Here is a 16,843-nt window from a genome sequence, read left to right as displayed (position 1 = left end):
ACTAATAAGTTTAATCTAAGCTTTTGAATTTTACCCACATCATAGCAGGGTTTTCGGAAGATTCTATCAAATCGAGAGAGCTCCCCTCTTCAAAAGAGTATTGCTCCTCAGAAAGCTCTTCTAGTATCTCCGCTAAATCAAGTGAATTTACACCAACAAGCATTTCATCATTTTTCCAAAGGTTGAACATTAATCCAAACTTTTCCTCCTGAGTCTTTCTCTTATCGATCTTTACCTGTTCACCGGAAACCCTGTCAATGAGCATATCGAAGCTGTCCTGAAAAGAAATGTTGTAGGTAAGGTATATAAACCTCTCTCCTATTTTAGGCCATATAATCCAAACCTTACCTGACTCATTAATGCTATTCATCGCTCCCTGTGGGTTATCTCTCATCTCTTCGTCAGACCAAAGAAACTCACTACCAAAGTTCATATGAGCCAGAGGCTCCAACTCATCTCCCTCGATACTGTAGACAGTATCATTCAGAATCTGTTTATAGAGCATCATATCCTCCTTGTAAGGAGTCATGCTATTCGTGGTGGTGGTTATGGGAAACCCCACCTGTTGATTAAATGGCAAAAAGTATTTTGGATTTTGCATCCGGTGATCGTAGCTAATCAATTCATAATTGGTTGAATCTCCTCTGAACCTAAGGCTCATATCTAACCAATAGCCGTTTTCATTTTCATAAACATGATTAGCTCTCTCCGGAACTTTAATAGCTCCCAGATAATCTCCTTGCAACGAATAAAAAGCTACTCGTGGTCGTTCATTATCATAAATCTTCAAAGTATCTCCCTTAAACCAGTAAGACCAGAGAGATGAATACTCCTCGGGACCATCGCCCCCTTTGTTCAGCTTCCTGATAAAGTTTCCCTTATCATCAAAGAAGTAAAGCGTATTCTCAGAAGTATTGGGAAACACAATCATATGATCATGGACCGTGACATTGAATACATTCCCGAGAAGTGATTCTTCTGTTTCTTCCAGCTTAAATATCCTGACAGACTCAATTAGATCGGTAATCTTCCTCTGAGGAGCATTCATATCGATATTAAAGCTCCTGAATTGATCTAAGTTCTGAGACGGTTGAGCCTGACTTCCCTCCTTAGTTCCACAAGAGGACAGCAAAACCAAGGACAATATACATACTGTGATTTTCAGGTAATTCATTCGTTTTAGTTTATCACCAAGTATAACTAAAATATTCGTTTACCTAAAAACTAAGTTGAAAAGACTCTACTTGAAACGATTTAAATCTACTGACCATTAACTTATTGCTCTAATACTCTTTCTTTTACTGAGGAATACAGGCAGACAAACAAATACTGCAACAGTGGAGAACACCAACCCTCCGATGGTCCCTATAGCCAAAGCAAACCAGAAATACTCCGAATCTCCTTCCATTAGAAATGGAATCAGGCCAAAGCAAGTCGATAAAATGGTAAGAATAATAGGTTGTGCTTTTCCAATAACAGAGCGGAGTACTGAACGATTGTAGTGCTTGAGCGAACGGTTATTAAGGTCATTTACTATAAATATTGAAGCATTGACCACCAGCCCTCCAAGCATAACAAAAGCAGCAAACCCTCCCGGATCGAAACGAAAATCGAATAAAGAGAAAATCAGAAATAGTCCGATAAATGAAATGGGAATAGTGACTATGATATAAAAAGGCTGCTTTAAGTTTTCAAAAAGGATAGCACAAATGAAGAATATCCCGATCATCAAAAACAGTAGCAGACCATATTGACGTTTCTCCTGACTAAAGCTGAAATAGTTATTCCTCGACTCAATGCTATAACCTACAGGTAAAAGCTTTTCCATTTTCTCAATGCTCTCCTCCAGGTATTGACGACCGAATTTAGCCGAACCCATATAATCGAATGCCAATCTTCTCAGGTATTGACGGTCTTCTTTTCTAAGTTCATTGGCCGTCTCTTCAAAGACCAATGAGGCATAATCCTTAATTTTCACAAATCGACCTGTATCAATTGGCAATGCTTCCTGCATGAGGTCCCACTTGGAAAACTGGTCGGCATTACTGGCTTTAATGTAAACTGGTAAGCGCTCATCTCTGTAATTGGCCTGAAGCGATGGACCTCTTGGCTTTGTCAAATCACCCAGGGTCCCCATAATCTTTGCCCTGGTAATTCCGGCCCTTGCCAGCCTGTCCACATCAAAAGTGAGCACATATTCACTTGTCTTTTCACTCGAGTAGCCCATCTTTTCATTGGTCTTGACTTCCTGAACGCGCCTATTACCCTCCACTAACATATCAGCAAAGATCAAGGCCTGCTCCTCCAGTTCATCGTAATTATAGCCTTTCATAACAACCGAGTAACTCGGTGTCTGATTACTCTCTCCACCGGCACTAAAACCCTGTCCAACCCCATAGATTGACCACCTGACCCCTGTCAAATCTAAAGATCTGGCCTGAAGTCTTCCCTTGAGCTGATAGGGAACAGCGGAGTTCTCATATTCAGGTTTGAAGGTGATCTCAATTCTTGCAGAAGTATTATTTACATCAGTAACATATTTATCTATGCCCTGTACACCAACCAGGTAATCCTCCACTCTGGATATAACAAAATTGGCATCTTCCAAAGTGGTACCAAAAGGAAGCCTTGCACTGACATACAACCTTGTTCTCTCAGGAGTACCATAGTAGTAACCTTCATACACCTCCGTCACGAACTTCCTCAAGGCACCTCCCAGCGCCTTGTCTACTATGGGTTTAATATCGTCCTGATACTTATCGCTTCCAATAGACTTATTATACCATTCCTGACCTTCCCACTGAAGGGGAAGCTTGAATACGGGCAAGCCAAAAGCGAGAATAACCACAATAATAAAAGCCTTCCTGTAGCGAACAATCAACTGAATGCTTTTGCCATAACCTCGAAACCAGGATACTCTTCTCCTCAAACCTTTGATACTCATCATCTTTTTGCTTCGCTGAAGCTCTTCTTTGAAAAGTAGCATATACAATGAAGGCGTAAAGAAGAGGGCAATCAGCAGTGATGTTGCCAGGTTGATAGAAACGACTATCGAGAAGTCTGTCAGGTTTCTCCTTTCCTCTTCAGGCAATAACAGAACCATCAACAAGGCCATGATGGTAGTAAGTGACGCGGCTAACAGAGCGAGAAATATTCTGGAGTTTTTCTTTTTGTGCAGGTGGTCAAGCATCACAATAGCATTGTCCACTATTAAGCCAAATGAGATAGTCAGGCCGGCTATGCTATACATATGTAACTCTACATTGAGAGCATAAACGACAATGGCAGTCATACATAGATTCACTACAATTCCCAGAAAGAGGGTAAGCAGATACCTGATATTTCGGTTAATCAGAAAGATAAACAGTACAAGTATGGCTATGGACAAGCCAGACCTGATATATATCTTATCCATTTCCTCCCGCAGAAATTCCGTGTCATCATTCTCAAGTCTAACATCAATACCCGTAGGCAGCCCGGCTTTCAAACCCTCAATTCTGTCTTTTATCTCCTGAGCTAAAACCACCTTATTGACCGAGGGTCTGGCATAGACGGACATGTAAACTGCATTCTTGCTATTGATTCTGCGATATGAAGTGGGCTCCTGTTCCTCAACATAGACCTGAGCCACATCATTGAGATAGATGGGTTTTCCGGCAATTCTGGTAATCTCAGTCTGACCAAGGCTGGCTATATCAGGAAGTTGCGCACTGGTCTTAAAGAAGAACTGCTGGCCTGAAGGTGTTTTGGCCAAACCGGCATAAACCGCATCAGTGAAGCTACTCAGAGCCTGGTTAATACTTCCTTTATCGAGACCGTAACGGAGAAGTGCCGGTGCATCAAAATCAACAGTTATTTGCAAGGGATTTCCTCCCTTAATTTCAATACTATGTACATCCCTAATTTGGCTCAGCGGTTTCCTGATAAATTCGTCTACATCGGCTTGCAACTTAAAAGGGGCATAAGGACCATTGATGGAGTACATCAGAATAGCACTTCTTTCTTCATCTGCATTCTGATTGCCTCCCACCTGGTCTACTCTTGGATAGCTCAGGTTCTCAGGAAGCTTCTTATAAATATTTCGAATAATGGAGTTCACCTCAAACTTTCTGAAGTCCATATCGGAATCCTTATCAAAAGTCAATGTAATGCTCCCATTGTTGTAGGAAGAGATACTCTCGATCTTATCCGTACCTTCTATTTGAGAAAGTGCATTTTCTAAAGGGGATGTTGCCAGACGCTCTACAATATCAGGAGAAGCATTTGGCAAACTGTAAGCAATTCTTAATACGGGGGTACTATAGCTGGGAGTAAAATTAACATTGAGTCTTGGTATAAAAGCCACTCCAATAATGGCCAGTACTAAAAAGATGATTACAACCCTAAATGGTCTTTGTGCATTCATGAACTAACAAAGTAGTCATGAAATTTGACAAAACGCAACACCAATACCTTTTAAAATTGAGTAGTACTTTTCAAAATATAAACTCAAGACCTACAAACAATAATTTTATAATTAATTTAATTCCTATATTAATTTAATTGTTTAAATATAGTTGACAGCTATATTTGAGCATCAGGCTAAAATTCAGCACTATCATCAATTGCTGGCATTCTCAATTCTTCAACACCCTTACCATTCACTCCCTGTTATTTGAGTCTCACTTGATGATGTTCCCTTCCGTCAATGCGAATCAATATAAAGGGGAATGCCGAAAACCCTGAAAAAGAGTAGGCATGGCTAAAACGACATTACAATGAAAAGGAAAGCTTTGTTAGCCATCCTCAGCTTAACATGCATCATCATGGTGCATGCTCAGGAAGAAATCCATATGTGTAAGGGATCTGGAGTTACATGTGAAGCCAAGGTGACGAACCCTGATGGAAGCAGTGTTGAGACCAAGTCTGAAAAAGATAAAGACAGTACTGCTGTAATTATTAAAAAGTGATCTCATGAAAAGTTTTAGACACTGGCGCATAGTCCTATTCTGTTTCTCGAGCTTATTGGCTTTGGATGCCAGAAGTGAGGGCACCGTACATATTTGTCCCGGTTCTGGTATTAGATGTGATGTCAAAACCGATTGCGGAGAGCAACTACGTTCTGAAAAGAGTAAAGATGAGGGATCCATAATCGTGATTATCAAGTAACATGAAAAAACTACATCTAATCATCGTATTGTCAATATGCTGCGTGTGCTTATCATTTTCGCAGACCACAGTGACAGCCTGTAAAGGTTCAGGGGTCAAGTGTGTTGCCACTGTCACAGGACCAGATGGTTCTTCTGCAACAACTGAATCACAAAAGGACAAAAATGGTGCAGCAATAATTGTCATAAGGAAATGAAAGCAAAATACATCAAGCCGATAACAATTGTACTTGTATTAGTCGGTTCACTATTGTTCTTCCGTTCCTATTCACAAAGTGAGGAAGGTTCTACCCGTTATTGTGAAGGAAGTGGCACAGCCTGCAGAGTGAAAAAAATCATCTGGATTGATCTGCAAAAGGACAAGAATGGAGATACTATAACCATTAAGTTTTAGGTATATGAGAATGCTTAAAATTGCAATAGCTTTTTCTACTTTAGGAATAGCTATTTTGATCATCCTGTTCGCTACTAAACCGGATTCTTTAGGTGTCAATCATCCACTTTCAATCAGTAAAAGAATTTTTATTGAGCCTGACCTAAAGAAAGTCACCAACTTTGAAGTGGTCGGGAAGATTATCAGAATCTGGAGAGATAAGAAACACATTTGGGTCTCTGATGCCAATTCAAAGCAAATCATAGAATTTACCAGAAACGGAATCAAAAGTAATGAGTACGGAAAACCCGGAGGTGCTATTTGGGAGAATGGCAGTATTTGGTACTTCAACAAGACCGGTAACACTTACTACGATTATGATTACTCTCACAATGCAATCCGTAGGTTTTCTATTAGCGATGATACCTTGAGCTATTATTATAAACCCGAAATACAGGTTGGAAATACGATCCAATATTCGGACAGCCTGTTCTTCATTTCAGATTTCGAAACCGACACTCCCAAATTTAAGCTTATAGACATTCAGGAGAAGCGCACAGTTCAAGAGTTTAGCTTTCAGGAATTAGTTGAAAAGGAATTTGGCTCCTTTCCAAGGGTAAATAAAAGCTTGATTTTTGAAGGCCAATATGCTTCCAATGGCACTGATGTAGTCTATATCTGCTACAAGTTTTCTTGCTACTTCCTACTAAGTGGCAATGGTAGCATCAAACTTGGAAGAACTATAGACGGGTTTGATTTACCAAGAGCAAAAAATGTAGACATAGGAGGAGGATATACCATCAGCGGAATCGAACCTGACAACTTTGTTAACTATGCCTCTGCCATATCTGACACCCAGTTAATGATACTATCCAATGTGGTAAAAGAGTCCCAATCCGAAAATCGAATCCTGGATATCTATGATCTCGAAACTCTCGAGTATCAGAACAGTATTCTGATACCCAATTTTGAAAAGCAGAGACCCATTGATTTGGCCTATGCGAACGGTGAGTTAACAATTCTCTACGAAAACTTTTCCATTGTGAATTATGCTTACTAGATACTCCAAAAATATTTCAGCATTCATTCTGTATGCAACCTTATTTATCTTTTCATACAGCGTAATTGACAAGGTTCTACACTTCGATACATTCTATATTAAGTTCGCCAGAATCCCTCTTATATATAACTTGAAATTATGGTCTTTAGCCTACTTTTTACTTGTAGTTGAGATCATCATAGTAGCTCTATTACTTAACAGTAAAACACGGCTCATTGGCCAATACCTAGCCATTGGCAGTTTGGTAATATTTACAGTGCATATCTTATCCAGGTATACTTTAAACAATGACACTTGTAGTTGCGGTGGTATATTTTCATTCATTTCTCTGGAGTCACACATAATAGTAAACTTACTCCTAATCATTGGATTAACACTTTCAATAACCTGTCAGAAGAGGTTTAAGGGAATTAAGAAGTTAGGATTAGGGCTTAGGTATAACACTCGAAAGATTGACTAGGCTATTATTGTTTTTATAACTTATCCAATTATTAAAATAATTTATTTGCTTAAATATAATTAAAATCTATATTTGATATCATATATGGCTTCGGGTGATACAACTCATTTACCCTCCCTCACTCTTCAACATTCTTCCATTCACATGCCCCGCTGATGAATTGAAACCAACTCAATGGTGTCTCTTTCCCATTTGACATTAAGAATAAATCATTCATAAGGGGGGATACCGAAAACCCTGAAAAAGAGTAGGTGAATTCTAACGCTAATAACTATGCAAAAACTACTATTGACTACCGTAATCTCCTGCTTGTTCTTCTTGAACAACACGTCTTATGCCGATAAAACATCAGTACCCGAAAACTCTGATTCAAGGGTTATTTCAATTGATGGAAATTTTTCCGATACCATCCTCCCAGCAGTTAACTATAACGATTGTAACTGTCTCACTCCTGAAGTGGACTGTGAAAAAATAGGTGATACAGCTGAGGCTCTCATCATCATATGGACCGATGTGGACAAGGAAAAGGCCAGAAGAATTGGCGATATAGTCGAAGAGATATGTAAGATTTTAACTGAAAAGTAGACCAATGAAAAAGCTCAAATTACAATTGATATTAGGGTTGAGTATTGTAAGTATTACTTCAGTCAGACCCGCCATACTTGCATCAGGAACTGATCAAATCAGGGGAAATGAGACTGAATATTTAGCAAAAAGTCCCGACAATGAAGATGATAGTATTAATTGTTGGATGATCGGTCTAGCTACTAAGGAACTTCTCAAAAAATATACTGACTTACCAAAAGAGGATATAAAGAAGATCCGCGATCTGATTATTGAGCTCTGTGAAATTCTTTCAACTGATACGAAATAATATCTACCCGGGAGAGTGTAGCCATGCTCTCCTACAACCCCTTTGAACATGTTTAAAATTACTTTTACTACCCTTTTCTTACTGGCCTGCATGGGTGAGATTTACTCTCAAATCAACCAGGGCTCAGCAATTTACAGCGTGACAACCGGATTTAAGATACCAGATCTGGACCTTGACTCAGGAAAAGTATATCAAGACAAAGAGAAAAGAGCCATTGAATACCTCTCGGCTTTTTTTGATTCGGGCAAAGATGTCCAGGTTCAACTGATATTCAATTCATTTGGTTCTTTTGTAAGACCGGTAAATGCATTGACAGATGAGCTCAGTTCAAATATTGCTGCTGTATTAGCAGATGAAATAATTTATACCGACTATTCCAGCCTAACTACATACACCATAGACGAGTCTCTGGGTGAGCCAATAGTCATAATCGACTCACTCAACCGGTTTAAGTGGGTATTAACTAACGAAAAAAAGAAGATTCAGGGATATACCTGCCTTAAGGCATTAGGAATACGCAATGTTGAGAGAGATAATGGCTCTCGTGAAAGCCAGGTAGAAGCATGGTACACTCCTCAAATACCAATACCTACAGGACCTGCCGGGTATGGCGGACTACCCGGACTTATTCTTGAACTCAGAGAGAGTAAATCTGCCGTGTACGTATTGCTCAAGTTAGAAACCAGCATACCTCAGAGCGACCTGAATCTCATTCAACGCCCTAAAAAAGGACAAGAAATGAGTCGGAATGACTTCAACAATTTATTGGACTCTATAGATGATCGCTGAATTAGATATCTGCATCTTTAAAACAAAACTCTCGCTCTCCATTCTCCTGATTCTGATATTCAACGAGTCTTCATTCTCCCAGCAAATAAAACTCAAAGGTGTAGTACAGGACTCTTTGAGCAAACCCATCCCTTTTGTCAATGTAATTTTGACAACTGAAGATTCCATCACAACAAATGAGTTCGCATTAACTGATGCAACAGGTGAGTTTGAATTCGAACTTGTACAGAACTTAAGCTATACCCTAACTTTTTTGCACATTGCCTACGTTAGAAAACAAGTTCAAATTATTGTTCCCTCAGAAGGGCTCTCTGCTACTTTTGTCTTGACAGACAAAATTCAAGACCTGGGTGAGTTTGAACTCTCTTACCAAATACCTATACAAGTCAAAACAGACTCGGTCATATACGATCTTAGCCAGTTTACTTCAGGTTCAGAAAGAAAACTTAAAGAGGCCCTTCTAAAATTACCAGGAGTTGAAATTGATAAAAATGGCACTGTCAAGTTAATCGGCAAAAAGGTGGCCGAGGTGCTTGTTGAAGGTCGTACATTTTTCAACGGTACCACTAAACTAGCCATTGATAATATCCCTTCAAATGCGATTGAGAAGATCGAGTTTATCGACAACTATCAAAAAGTAAACTTTCTGAAAGGGTTGGGAGGTGATAAGCTCGTGATGAACTTAAAATTGAAAGAGAATAAGAAAAAAATACTTTTCGGGGATATTAGTGTAGGAGGAGGCCATCAGAGTAGATATCAAACCAATTCAACCCTTTTCTACTATCATCCGCGCGTATCTACCAATCTAATCCTGGACGCGAACAACATAGGTCAAAAGTCGCTGGGCTTTGAAGACTACCTAGGCTTCCAGGACATTAGTAAAATTTTTGTCGATGCCGAAAATTTCATGAAAAGCATAAACGACCTCAGCGACTACTTCTTTCAGTCAGACCCTATGCATTATCAGGAATTATTTCTGGGTACCAATATTCAACTACATACCTCAAAGCTGGACGTAAATGGCTTTATAATGTCATCTAGTTCAGCGTCAGACTTCAAAACTATCAATACAAATGGCTATTTCCTTGACGATAATTCAATGATTCAAGAGGTACGAAAAGAAGACAGGGAACTTACTAATTCATTTAAACTGGCCCGATTAAACATGGACTTCTCAAGATCAGATTCAAAGTACTTCAGTTCGGTGACCTCGTTTAGGTCTAACACCAAAGAAGAGCTAGTTAATATTAGTACAAGGTCTGATGCAAGCAATAATCTTCTATTAAGCCAGTCGGACTTTGAAAACTGGTCATTCTCGCAATCATTCTCCTTAAATAATAAATTGTCTGCTATACACACCTTGTCTATCGACTTCTATACCTCGCTAAACAATAGGCTCCCCAGTACATGGTGGCAAAGCAACTCTCGTGCTTTTGCTGTTAACCTGGAAGAAGCAGAGGTATACAGGATAAAACAGAGCTATCAGACTAAAGATTACGGCTACTCCATTTCTATCAAAGATTACATTCGATTTAACCCACAGAGCTTGTTTTCGATAGAATTCAATTCTAAACTTTCAAAGTTTGAGTACAATACCAGTGAATCTCAGTTATTAGATAATCAAATGGAAATTCCTTTGAGTGGATTTCAAAATGAGCTTTCCTATACCCTGGCAAGCTCCTATCTGGGTACTGATTACAAGATAAGACTGGGACAATCAACGATCAACTCATCCATCAAATGGAATTATTATTCCTGGAAAACAAACCCCAATGTGGATATTAACCATAAGATGTTCCTCCTTATTTCACCATCATTAAATTGGAAATATGATTTAGGAAAGACTGAGCATTTTAATGTTGACTACAGGCTTGAATACAACTTCCCTTCTCCCGAACAAGTAGCAATTAATAACACACTCAATAATTTTAATCAGGTTTTTACAGGTAACTCAAACCTATCTCCTACACTATCTCACCTAATTGGATTGAAGTATCGCAAATACAACCTGATAAAGGGAAACAATATAGACCTGGATCTAAACTACTCTCTGTCCGTAAAATCTATTGCTTCAGATATTCTGCTGAATGGAATCTACTCAACCCTTAGCCCCATGATGGTCCATTCTCCTAGAAGTGAATTCAAATTGAGAACTGACTATGGTAAGAGATTCAAGTACATTAAAACCAACATCAGCTTGAATTACTCCCAACGACTGTTTCCTCAAAGAATAAATTCGGAAGACATAACAAACAGGGCAGAGAGCATTTCAACATCTTTGGGCATTTCTACCGTAAGTGATAATCAACTGATCCTTACGCTGGGCTATACGTTATCTTTTAATCAGTATGGGGTCAGGGTCCAAAACAAGTTTCTATCTCATAATATTTTGACAGAATCAGAGTATCAGTTCAGATCAGGAACAAGAGCTGTTTTGAGAAACTCACTTATTCTTTATAAAGACATAACAAGGAACAACCAGAGTACCTATCATTCAAGTGACTTGATAATGAGGTCTCAAAACAATTCAGGACGATGGGTATATGAAATTGAGCTGCGGAACATATTCAATAATCGCTTTATCAGAACCAACTCTTTAAATGAGCACTATACAAGTGACCAACAAATTTATATACAACCCGGGACCCTCATTTTTAAAGTTTCATGCGCTCTTTGAACTCAGTATCAATTTGGTTTTCTCTAGAAAAGAATTTGAATGACGACTACCACTAGTTAAAACTGTTGGTCAGACTCTTAAACTCATTTTCTTTTAACAGCCCGGTCTGCACTTTACTAACAACTAAAACTTTCTTTCTCAATAGTTTCTATTTCATAAATTTTGAAACTATTTTTAGCATAATGAGGAACACAATACTGGCAGCACTATTTTTATTCTTTACTCTAGGCTGCAAAGAAAAACAAGACAAGATTGAGGAACCTGATGTTGAATCTCTCAGAGCACAGGTTAAGCCAACTGAGGTTGCTACGGCCAGAGCCATCCTATCTACTTTCGAATTCAGGATTAATGCTTCAGGCACGATGGAATCCTCCAATGAGCTGAAAGTCACCTTTCAAGGATCCGGATATCTTGAAAAACTGAATATCAGAAATGGCCAAATGGTACAGGCAGGTCAACTCTTAGCTGAACTGGAAAACACCTCTGAAGAATTTGCACTTGAAAAAGCGCAACTAGCCTACGAAAAGGCACAAGTTGCTTTTCAAAATGACTCCTTAGGCTATTCCAAGCTTACTGACAATGCACGAAACAACCTGGAACTCTCATCAGGGCTCAGGGATGCGAGAGTAAACCTTAGAGAAGCCAGAATCAATCTGGAAAAAACCAAGGTCAAAGCACCCATCAACGGCCGTGTAGCAGAACTGGAAGAAAAACAAGGCAACATCATTTCTTCCGGAAATGACCTCTGTGTTATCTATGCACCAAACCAATTGGTACTAACAGCTAAAATATTAGAGTCTGACTATGGGCGGATTAAACTTGGCCTAAAAGCAGATATTTACCCCCTGGCCTTCAAAGACATGGTCTTTCAAGCCACGCTTGTAGAAATCAATCCCAAGGTTGATGAAAACGGTATGGTTTCAGTCAAACTTCAACTCGATGAAACAGAAGGTCTATTACCAGGTATGAACGCCAATGCTGTGATTCGTTCACCGCAATCAGAAAATGTATTAGTACCCAGACAAGCCGTTGTCATGAAGTCAGGAAGACCAGTGGTGTTTACCTATGAAAATGGTGTAGCTAAGTGGAATTATGTCGAAACAGGACTAGACAATGGAGTAGATATAGAAATTACCAGCGGTATCAGTGACCAGTCCGAAGTCATCATCACCAATAACATACAATTGGCTCATGATGCCCAGGTAACCAGAGCTACAGAATTAGGGAATTCTAACCAATAGTGATGGTAAAGTTTCTGATCAACAGACCCATAGCTGTTTTCCTGTCCTTTTTGGGCATACTATTCTTTAGCTTTCTCGCTATCAAGGAACTACCTGTTTCTCTTTTGCCGGGAATAGAAGTTCCCAGTGTGGTGATCAGAGTGGATTACCCTAACAACCCGGCAAGAATTATAGAGAACAGTGTACTCGCACCAATCAGGTCGGAATTAAACTCATTGAACAACCTAAAGTCTATTGAGAGCACCGCAGGTAGTGAGACTGGGATTGTTAAGCTGCAGTTCAATTACGGAACCCGTATGGACCTGGCTTATGTGGAGATTAATGAGAAAATAGACCGACTTTCTGAGACTCTACCCAGAGACATGGATAGGCCCAGAATTATCAGGGTGAACACCTCAGATATTCCCATTATTCGCCTCCAGTTAATCCCAAAGAATCAGGCTGACTTTATAGAGGTTTCTGAATTGGCAGAGAAGGTACTTAAAAAGCGGATTGAACAACTCCCGGGTATCTCAATAGTGGACATTAATGGATTCAGAGATCAATTTATTGCTATTACTCCTGACAGTAAGCAGCTTCAGGCTTTGAAAATTAGTGAAGGACAAATTGACCAGGTACTCAAAAGCGCCAATCAAGACCTGGGACAACTTTCTATTAAAGATGGTCAATACCGTTATTTCGTCAGGATGGCGAATAGACTGGATGATCTGGATGAAATCCGCAACCTTCCTCTTTCTACCCCCGAAGGTGATGTTATTGCTCTTCAGCGAGTTGCAGACATTAATTACCAACAAGAAAAAATTCAGAGTTATCACCTGTCTGGAGACACGGAAGGATTGGTTATCACTATTCATAAGCAGAACAGTGCTAAAATGACCGACCTTGTTCCTCAGGTTTATGAAGCTGTTGAATTATTCAAAGTGGACTATCCACAGGTAGAATTCGAATTGACTCAAGACCAAAGCAACCTGCTGAATGCAGGAATCGATAACCTGAGAACAAGCCTTATTTACGGAGGTATCTTTGCCTTTGCAGTACTCTTCCTCTTTATGGGAAATGTACGCATGCCAATTATCATGGGCATTACACTTCCTGTTTCCCTAATCATCAGTTTTCTGCTATTCTATGCCGTAGGTCTGAGCATCAACATTATTTCGCTTAGCGGCCTCGCTCTAGGACTGGGTATGCTAATAGACAATGCTATCATTGTCATTGATAATATTACCCGAAAACGAAAGGATGGGCTCGACATCATTAATGCCTGTATTCAAGGGGTGAATGAGGTAATGGCTCCACTGATTAGCTCCATGCTTACCACACTGGCGGTATTTGTACCCCTTGTCTTCCTGAATGGCCTTTCCGGAGCCTTATTCTTCGACCAGGCAGTATCAGTAGCCATTATTCTGGGCACCTCACTAATGGTTGCCTTTGTCTTACTTCCTCTACTCTACAGAATTTTCTTTCAGGGAATCAAAAAACCGGTAAAAGAAGACAGCGTGTTTTTCAAAGTGATTCTAAAAGTGTACAAGGCTATTTATAAAGTATTGTGGCGCTTTAGAGCAGTTAGTTTTATTCTACTTCTATGCTTAATTCCTCTGACATATTTCTTTATCAATCAAATGGAACAGGCAGGATTACCTGAAATTGATAAAACCGAAACGCTACTTAAAGTCGTTTGGAATGAGCCCATAGATGCTGAGGTAAGCAAAACGAGAATTGAAAATTTACTGGAAGAAATAAACATAGAAGCAGAGAGTGAATCAGATATTGGGCTTAAGCAGTTTATCCTTTCTGTTGACGAAGGAAGCGTTGAAAATGCAGAAGTCTATTTTAAGTTTGACTCAAGGCAAGACAAAGATGTGGCTGAACAGTGGCTATTCGCGTATTTCGGAAACCGGCATCCAAATGCCAATATCGTTATTGAAGATGCTCCCAATGCTTTCGACCAGATTTTCTCTAAAGAGGGCTCTTATTTCTCTGCCAAATGGAAAACCTTGGGCAATAATGAATTACTGAAATCAGAAGACTATTCTGAGCTTGCAGAATCAGTTGAATCAATTAGCCGGGAATTACCACTTCAGGGTAAAGGGTTCATCTATGAAGATGCCCTGGAAGCAACTATAGACAATAAGCGCCTTTCTGTATATGGCATTTCAGAGAATCAGTTTAAATCGGCCCTGGCCAATGCTCTTGATGGGTATCTGGTTACTGAGATCAGAAGATTTGGTGAAATAACTCCCGTAAGAATTCAAAGGCCTGAATCTGACTTGAGAAAGCAATTAGAGTCAGTAACTGTCAGGGGCTTACAGAATCAGGAGTACCCACTGAGCACTTTCGTCAATATTGATTTTACCTCCACAGAGAAAAACATTACGGCCGACAGAACCGGTGTTTATCAGTCCATGGAATGGGAGCAGCTCAGCGCATCACAAATTCAAACAATGATGCAGGAACTTCCTAAAGTGGCTGCTTCAAAGGGACTAACCGTTGATTTTGATGGCACTTATTTCGATGATCAGGAAAACCTGCGTCAGCTCATTTTCATTTTGATGATTTCGGTAGCACTGCTTTATTTCATTCTGGCAGCACAGTTCGAATCCCTCATTCAACCCCTGATCGTTATTTTCACTCTCCCTCTGGGTATAATGGGAGCTCTCATTGTACTTCAGATTACAGGTGGTACACTCAATGTGATGTCTGCGATTGGTATCATCGTAATGCTTGGAATCATGGTGAATGATGCTATACTCAAAATAGACACCATCAACAGGCTGAGGGGACAGATTGACAAGATGCAGGTTACTGAGTATAAACAGAGGATAAGTGAGGCCATTGCACGGACCGGAGAGATCAGGTTAAAGCCTATCCTCATGACATCCATCACTACTATTCTTGCTCTTTTACCAGTGGTTTTTTCTGAAGGACTAGGTGCAGACCTACAGCGACCATTGGTATTTGCCGTGATTGGAGGTCTAACCATTGGTACGTTCACAGCGCTTTACTTTGTTCCTCTGGCTTATTGGTTCGTTAGTAAAAAGAGACCATAAATATGGTTGTGTACTGAGGTAAAAATGGTTACCTCAAAACCGTTACCGTTATCATATGAGAAGAAACCTCTGCTCTATCCTTGTCACAGGAATTTTCATTTCCCTAAGTTGGTTATTACAGGCACAGGAATCAGATTACTCGTTACCTGTAGATCCAGTAGCAGACCTTTTCAGTTTTATGCATGAATCTTTTACTGAGGATGGTGCTCAGAAACTGGCTATGTTCAGCTATAATGAAAATGCACTACTCATTTATGACCTGGCAACCAAGTCCATAGAAAGAAAAGTCATTTATGATACTCAGGGGCCCAATGCCCTCAATAATATGAGGATTAACGGAGGGATGAAGATGGTTAACAAGGACACTATTATTTTCTTCGATAATCAGCTTCAACGCTTTTACCTCTCAGATAATCAGGGGGAAATCTATCATAAACAGCAGATTGAATCTTCCGATGTCGTTTTCAGTTCAGCCGACCTAGAATCATCCATTGCATACCGAAAAGGATATATTTATGTTCAGGGGTGGCCAGTCACCATTGGCCCAAACTCAGCCAAAGACTACAAAAATTTTCCAAATTATTTTGGTAAAATCAGCCTGAAGGATGGCTCCGTAGAAAGACTCAAGTTTGACTTTCCCGCATCCTACAAAGGCAAGGATTATTCACAGGAACTCAAAGACGCCAGTATCCTTTACAATGAGAGAATTGACAAGTTTATCATTAGCTTTCCCATCTCACATGAAATCTACGTGACCGATTTTAATGGGCACACTCAAACCCATATGGTCAAAAGTGAGCTAGTGAAAGATGCCGTTGAAGTAGCCGATGTACAAGGTAAAACTGAGGCATCAGGTATTCACAGCATGGCCCATTGGCTGAGTGATGAATATGAAAAATTGATTTACGACCCTGAATCCGGATACTACTTCCGGGTGGCCAGGTCGTCAGTCACTGAACGCGCCTTTCTAGAGAGAGATTTACAAACAGAAAAGGAAGTCATTGTTATCGATAAAGACTTCAACTCTGTTAAAACCCTCAAGCATCATGGGAGATCTTTCTTTTACTATTTCTTTATAGAAAATAAGATCTACTGGAATAAAGATTTCAAGAAGCATAACCTCGATGCCGGAAATGAGGATACTATTCTTTTCGATAAAACTGACTTTTATTGAG

At 39.7% G+C, this 16,843-nt stretch carries 14 protein-coding genes; 12 read left to right on the top strand and 2 right to left on the bottom strand.

Features of this window, described 5'->3' with window-relative positions; all coding sequences use genetic code 11:
• Positions 1-10 precede the first annotated feature (10 nt).
• Together ACOOEY_RS15520 and ACOOEY_RS15515 are read right to left on the bottom strand one after the other, a co-directional pair.
• The gene (locus ACOOEY_RS15520; RefSeq protein WP_420385636.1) at positions 11-1,174 is read right to left on the bottom strand and encodes a 6-bladed beta-propeller; all 1,164 of its coding nucleotides are present in this window, start codon (positions 1,172-1,174) and stop codon (positions 11-13) included.
• Positions 1,175-1,270: 96 nt separating this feature from the next.
• On the bottom strand, positions 1,271-4,405 hold the full coding sequence (locus ACOOEY_RS15515) for an efflux RND transporter permease subunit (RefSeq protein WP_420385635.1): 3,135 nt from the start codon (positions 4,403-4,405) through the stop codon (positions 1,271-1,273).
• Positions 4,406-4,757: 352 nt separating this feature from the next.
• Here ACOOEY_RS15515 and ACOOEY_RS15510 point away from each other — a divergent pair, with 352 nt between their 5' ends.
• The 12 genes from ACOOEY_RS15510 to ACOOEY_RS15455 all read left to right on the top strand — a co-directional run bounded on the left by ACOOEY_RS15510 (position 4,758) and on the right by ACOOEY_RS15455 (position 16,842).
• Entirely contained in the window at positions 4,758-4,949 is a 192-nt protein-coding gene (locus ACOOEY_RS15510) for a hypothetical protein (RefSeq protein WP_420385634.1), read from the top strand.
• Positions 4,950-4,953: 4 nt separating this feature from the next.
• Complete coding sequence (locus tag ACOOEY_RS15505) at positions 4,954-5,148, top strand: hypothetical protein (protein ID WP_420385633.1); 195 nt, start codon at positions 4,954-4,956, stop codon at positions 5,146-5,148.
• A gap of 192 nt (positions 5,149-5,340) precedes the next feature.
• Positions 5,341-5,541, top strand: a complete 201-nt coding sequence (locus ACOOEY_RS15500; RefSeq protein WP_420385632.1) for a hypothetical protein — start codon at positions 5,341-5,343, stop codon at positions 5,539-5,541.
• 10 nt (positions 5,542-5,551) lie between these two features.
• The gene (locus tag ACOOEY_RS15495) at positions 5,552-6,580 is read left to right on the top strand and encodes a hypothetical protein (protein WP_420385631.1); all 1,029 of its coding nucleotides are present in this window, start codon (positions 5,552-5,554) and stop codon (positions 6,578-6,580) included.
• Positions 6,570-7,040 carry a MauE/DoxX family redox-associated membrane protein gene (locus tag ACOOEY_RS15490; RefSeq protein WP_420385630.1) on the top strand — a complete coding sequence of 157 codons (471 nt, stop codon included), beginning with the start codon at positions 6,570-6,572 and terminating at the stop codon, positions 7,038-7,040. Before ACOOEY_RS15495 ends, ACOOEY_RS15490 begins: the two co-directional genes overlap by 11 nt.
• A gap of 273 nt (positions 7,041-7,313) precedes the next feature.
• Complete coding sequence (locus tag ACOOEY_RS15485) at positions 7,314-7,625, top strand: hypothetical protein (protein WP_420385629.1); 312 nt, start codon at positions 7,314-7,316, stop codon at positions 7,623-7,625.
• Between the two features lie 4 nt (positions 7,626-7,629).
• Positions 7,630-7,914: a hypothetical protein gene (locus ACOOEY_RS15480; protein WP_420385628.1), complete on the top strand. Its 285-nt coding sequence runs from the start codon at positions 7,630-7,632 to the stop codon at positions 7,912-7,914.
• Positions 7,915-7,962: 48 nt separating this feature from the next.
• Positions 7,963-8,703, top strand: a complete 741-nt coding sequence (locus tag ACOOEY_RS15475) for a GLPGLI family protein (RefSeq protein WP_420385627.1) — start codon at positions 7,963-7,965, stop codon at positions 8,701-8,703.
• On the top strand, positions 8,693-11,380 hold the full coding sequence (locus ACOOEY_RS15470; RefSeq protein ID WP_420385626.1) for a carboxypeptidase regulatory-like domain-containing protein: 2,688 nt from the start codon (positions 8,693-8,695) through the stop codon (positions 11,378-11,380). Before ACOOEY_RS15475 ends, ACOOEY_RS15470 begins: the two co-directional genes overlap by 11 nt.
• Positions 11,381-11,562: 182 nt before the next feature.
• Positions 11,563-12,621: an efflux RND transporter periplasmic adaptor subunit gene (locus ACOOEY_RS15465; RefSeq protein WP_420385625.1), complete on the top strand. Its 1,059-nt coding sequence runs from the start codon at positions 11,563-11,565 to the stop codon at positions 12,619-12,621.
• Positions 12,622-12,623: 2 nt separating this feature from the next.
• Complete coding sequence (locus ACOOEY_RS15460) at positions 12,624-15,668, top strand: efflux RND transporter permease subunit (RefSeq protein WP_420385624.1); 3,045 nt, start codon at positions 12,624-12,626, stop codon at positions 15,666-15,668.
• A gap of 55 nt (positions 15,669-15,723) precedes the next feature.
• Entirely contained in the window at positions 15,724-16,842 is a 1,119-nt protein-coding gene (locus ACOOEY_RS15455; protein WP_420385623.1) for a DUF4221 family protein, read from the top strand.
• Position 16,843 lies beyond the last annotated feature (1 nt).

The organism is Roseivirga sp., from assembly GCF_965216855.1.
Classification (GTDB): Bacteria; Bacteroidota; Bacteroidia; order Cytophagales; family Cyclobacteriaceae; genus Roseivirga.
Note: the sequence above shows the minus strand (reverse complement) of the source record. Positions and strands in the feature narration are given on the sequence as shown.

What these genes read in the sequence shown, in the direction of transcription:
- ACOOEY_RS15465 (WP_420385625.1), top strand. Translation starts at nt 11,563, where the DNA reads ATGAGGAACACAATACTGGCAGCACTATTTTTATTCTTTACTCTAGGC.
- ACOOEY_RS15485 (WP_420385629.1), top strand. Translation starts at nt 7,314, where the DNA reads ATGCAAAAACTACTATTGACTACCGTAATCTCCTGCTTGTTCTTCTTG.
- ACOOEY_RS15505 (WP_420385633.1), top strand. Translation starts at nt 4,954, where the DNA reads ATGAAAAGTTTTAGACACTGGCGCATAGTCCTATTCTGTTTCTCGAGC.
- ACOOEY_RS15470 (WP_420385626.1), top strand. Translation starts at nt 8,693, where the DNA reads ATGATCGCTGAATTAGATATCTGCATCTTTAAAACAAAACTCTCGCTC.
- ACOOEY_RS15460 (WP_420385624.1), top strand. Translation starts at nt 12,624, where the DNA reads ATGGTAAAGTTTCTGATCAACAGACCCATAGCTGTTTTCCTGTCCTTT.
- ACOOEY_RS15520 (WP_420385636.1), bottom strand. Translation starts at nt 1,174, where the DNA reads ATGAATTACCTGAAAATCACAGTATGTATATTGTCCTTGGTTTTGCTG.
- ACOOEY_RS15480 (WP_420385628.1), top strand. Translation starts at nt 7,630, where the DNA reads ATGAAAAAGCTCAAATTACAATTGATATTAGGGTTGAGTATTGTAAGT.
- ACOOEY_RS15475 (WP_420385627.1), top strand. Translation starts at nt 7,963, where the DNA reads ATGTTTAAAATTACTTTTACTACCCTTTTCTTACTGGCCTGCATGGGT.
- ACOOEY_RS15515 (WP_420385635.1), bottom strand. Translation starts at nt 4,405, where the DNA reads ATGAATGCACAAAGACCATTTAGGGTTGTAATCATCTTTTTAGTACTG.
- ACOOEY_RS15455 (WP_420385623.1), top strand. Translation starts at nt 15,724, where the DNA reads ATGAGAAGAAACCTCTGCTCTATCCTTGTCACAGGAATTTTCATTTCC.
- ACOOEY_RS15510 (WP_420385634.1), top strand. Translation starts at nt 4,758, where the DNA reads ATGAAAAGGAAAGCTTTGTTAGCCATCCTCAGCTTAACATGCATCATC.
- ACOOEY_RS15495 (WP_420385631.1), top strand. Translation starts at nt 5,552, where the DNA reads ATGCTTAAAATTGCAATAGCTTTTTCTACTTTAGGAATAGCTATTTTG.
- ACOOEY_RS15500 (WP_420385632.1), top strand. Translation starts at nt 5,341, where the DNA reads ATGAAAGCAAAATACATCAAGCCGATAACAATTGTACTTGTATTAGTC.
- ACOOEY_RS15490 (WP_420385630.1), top strand. Translation starts at nt 6,570, where the DNA reads ATGCTTACTAGATACTCCAAAAATATTTCAGCATTCATTCTGTATGCA.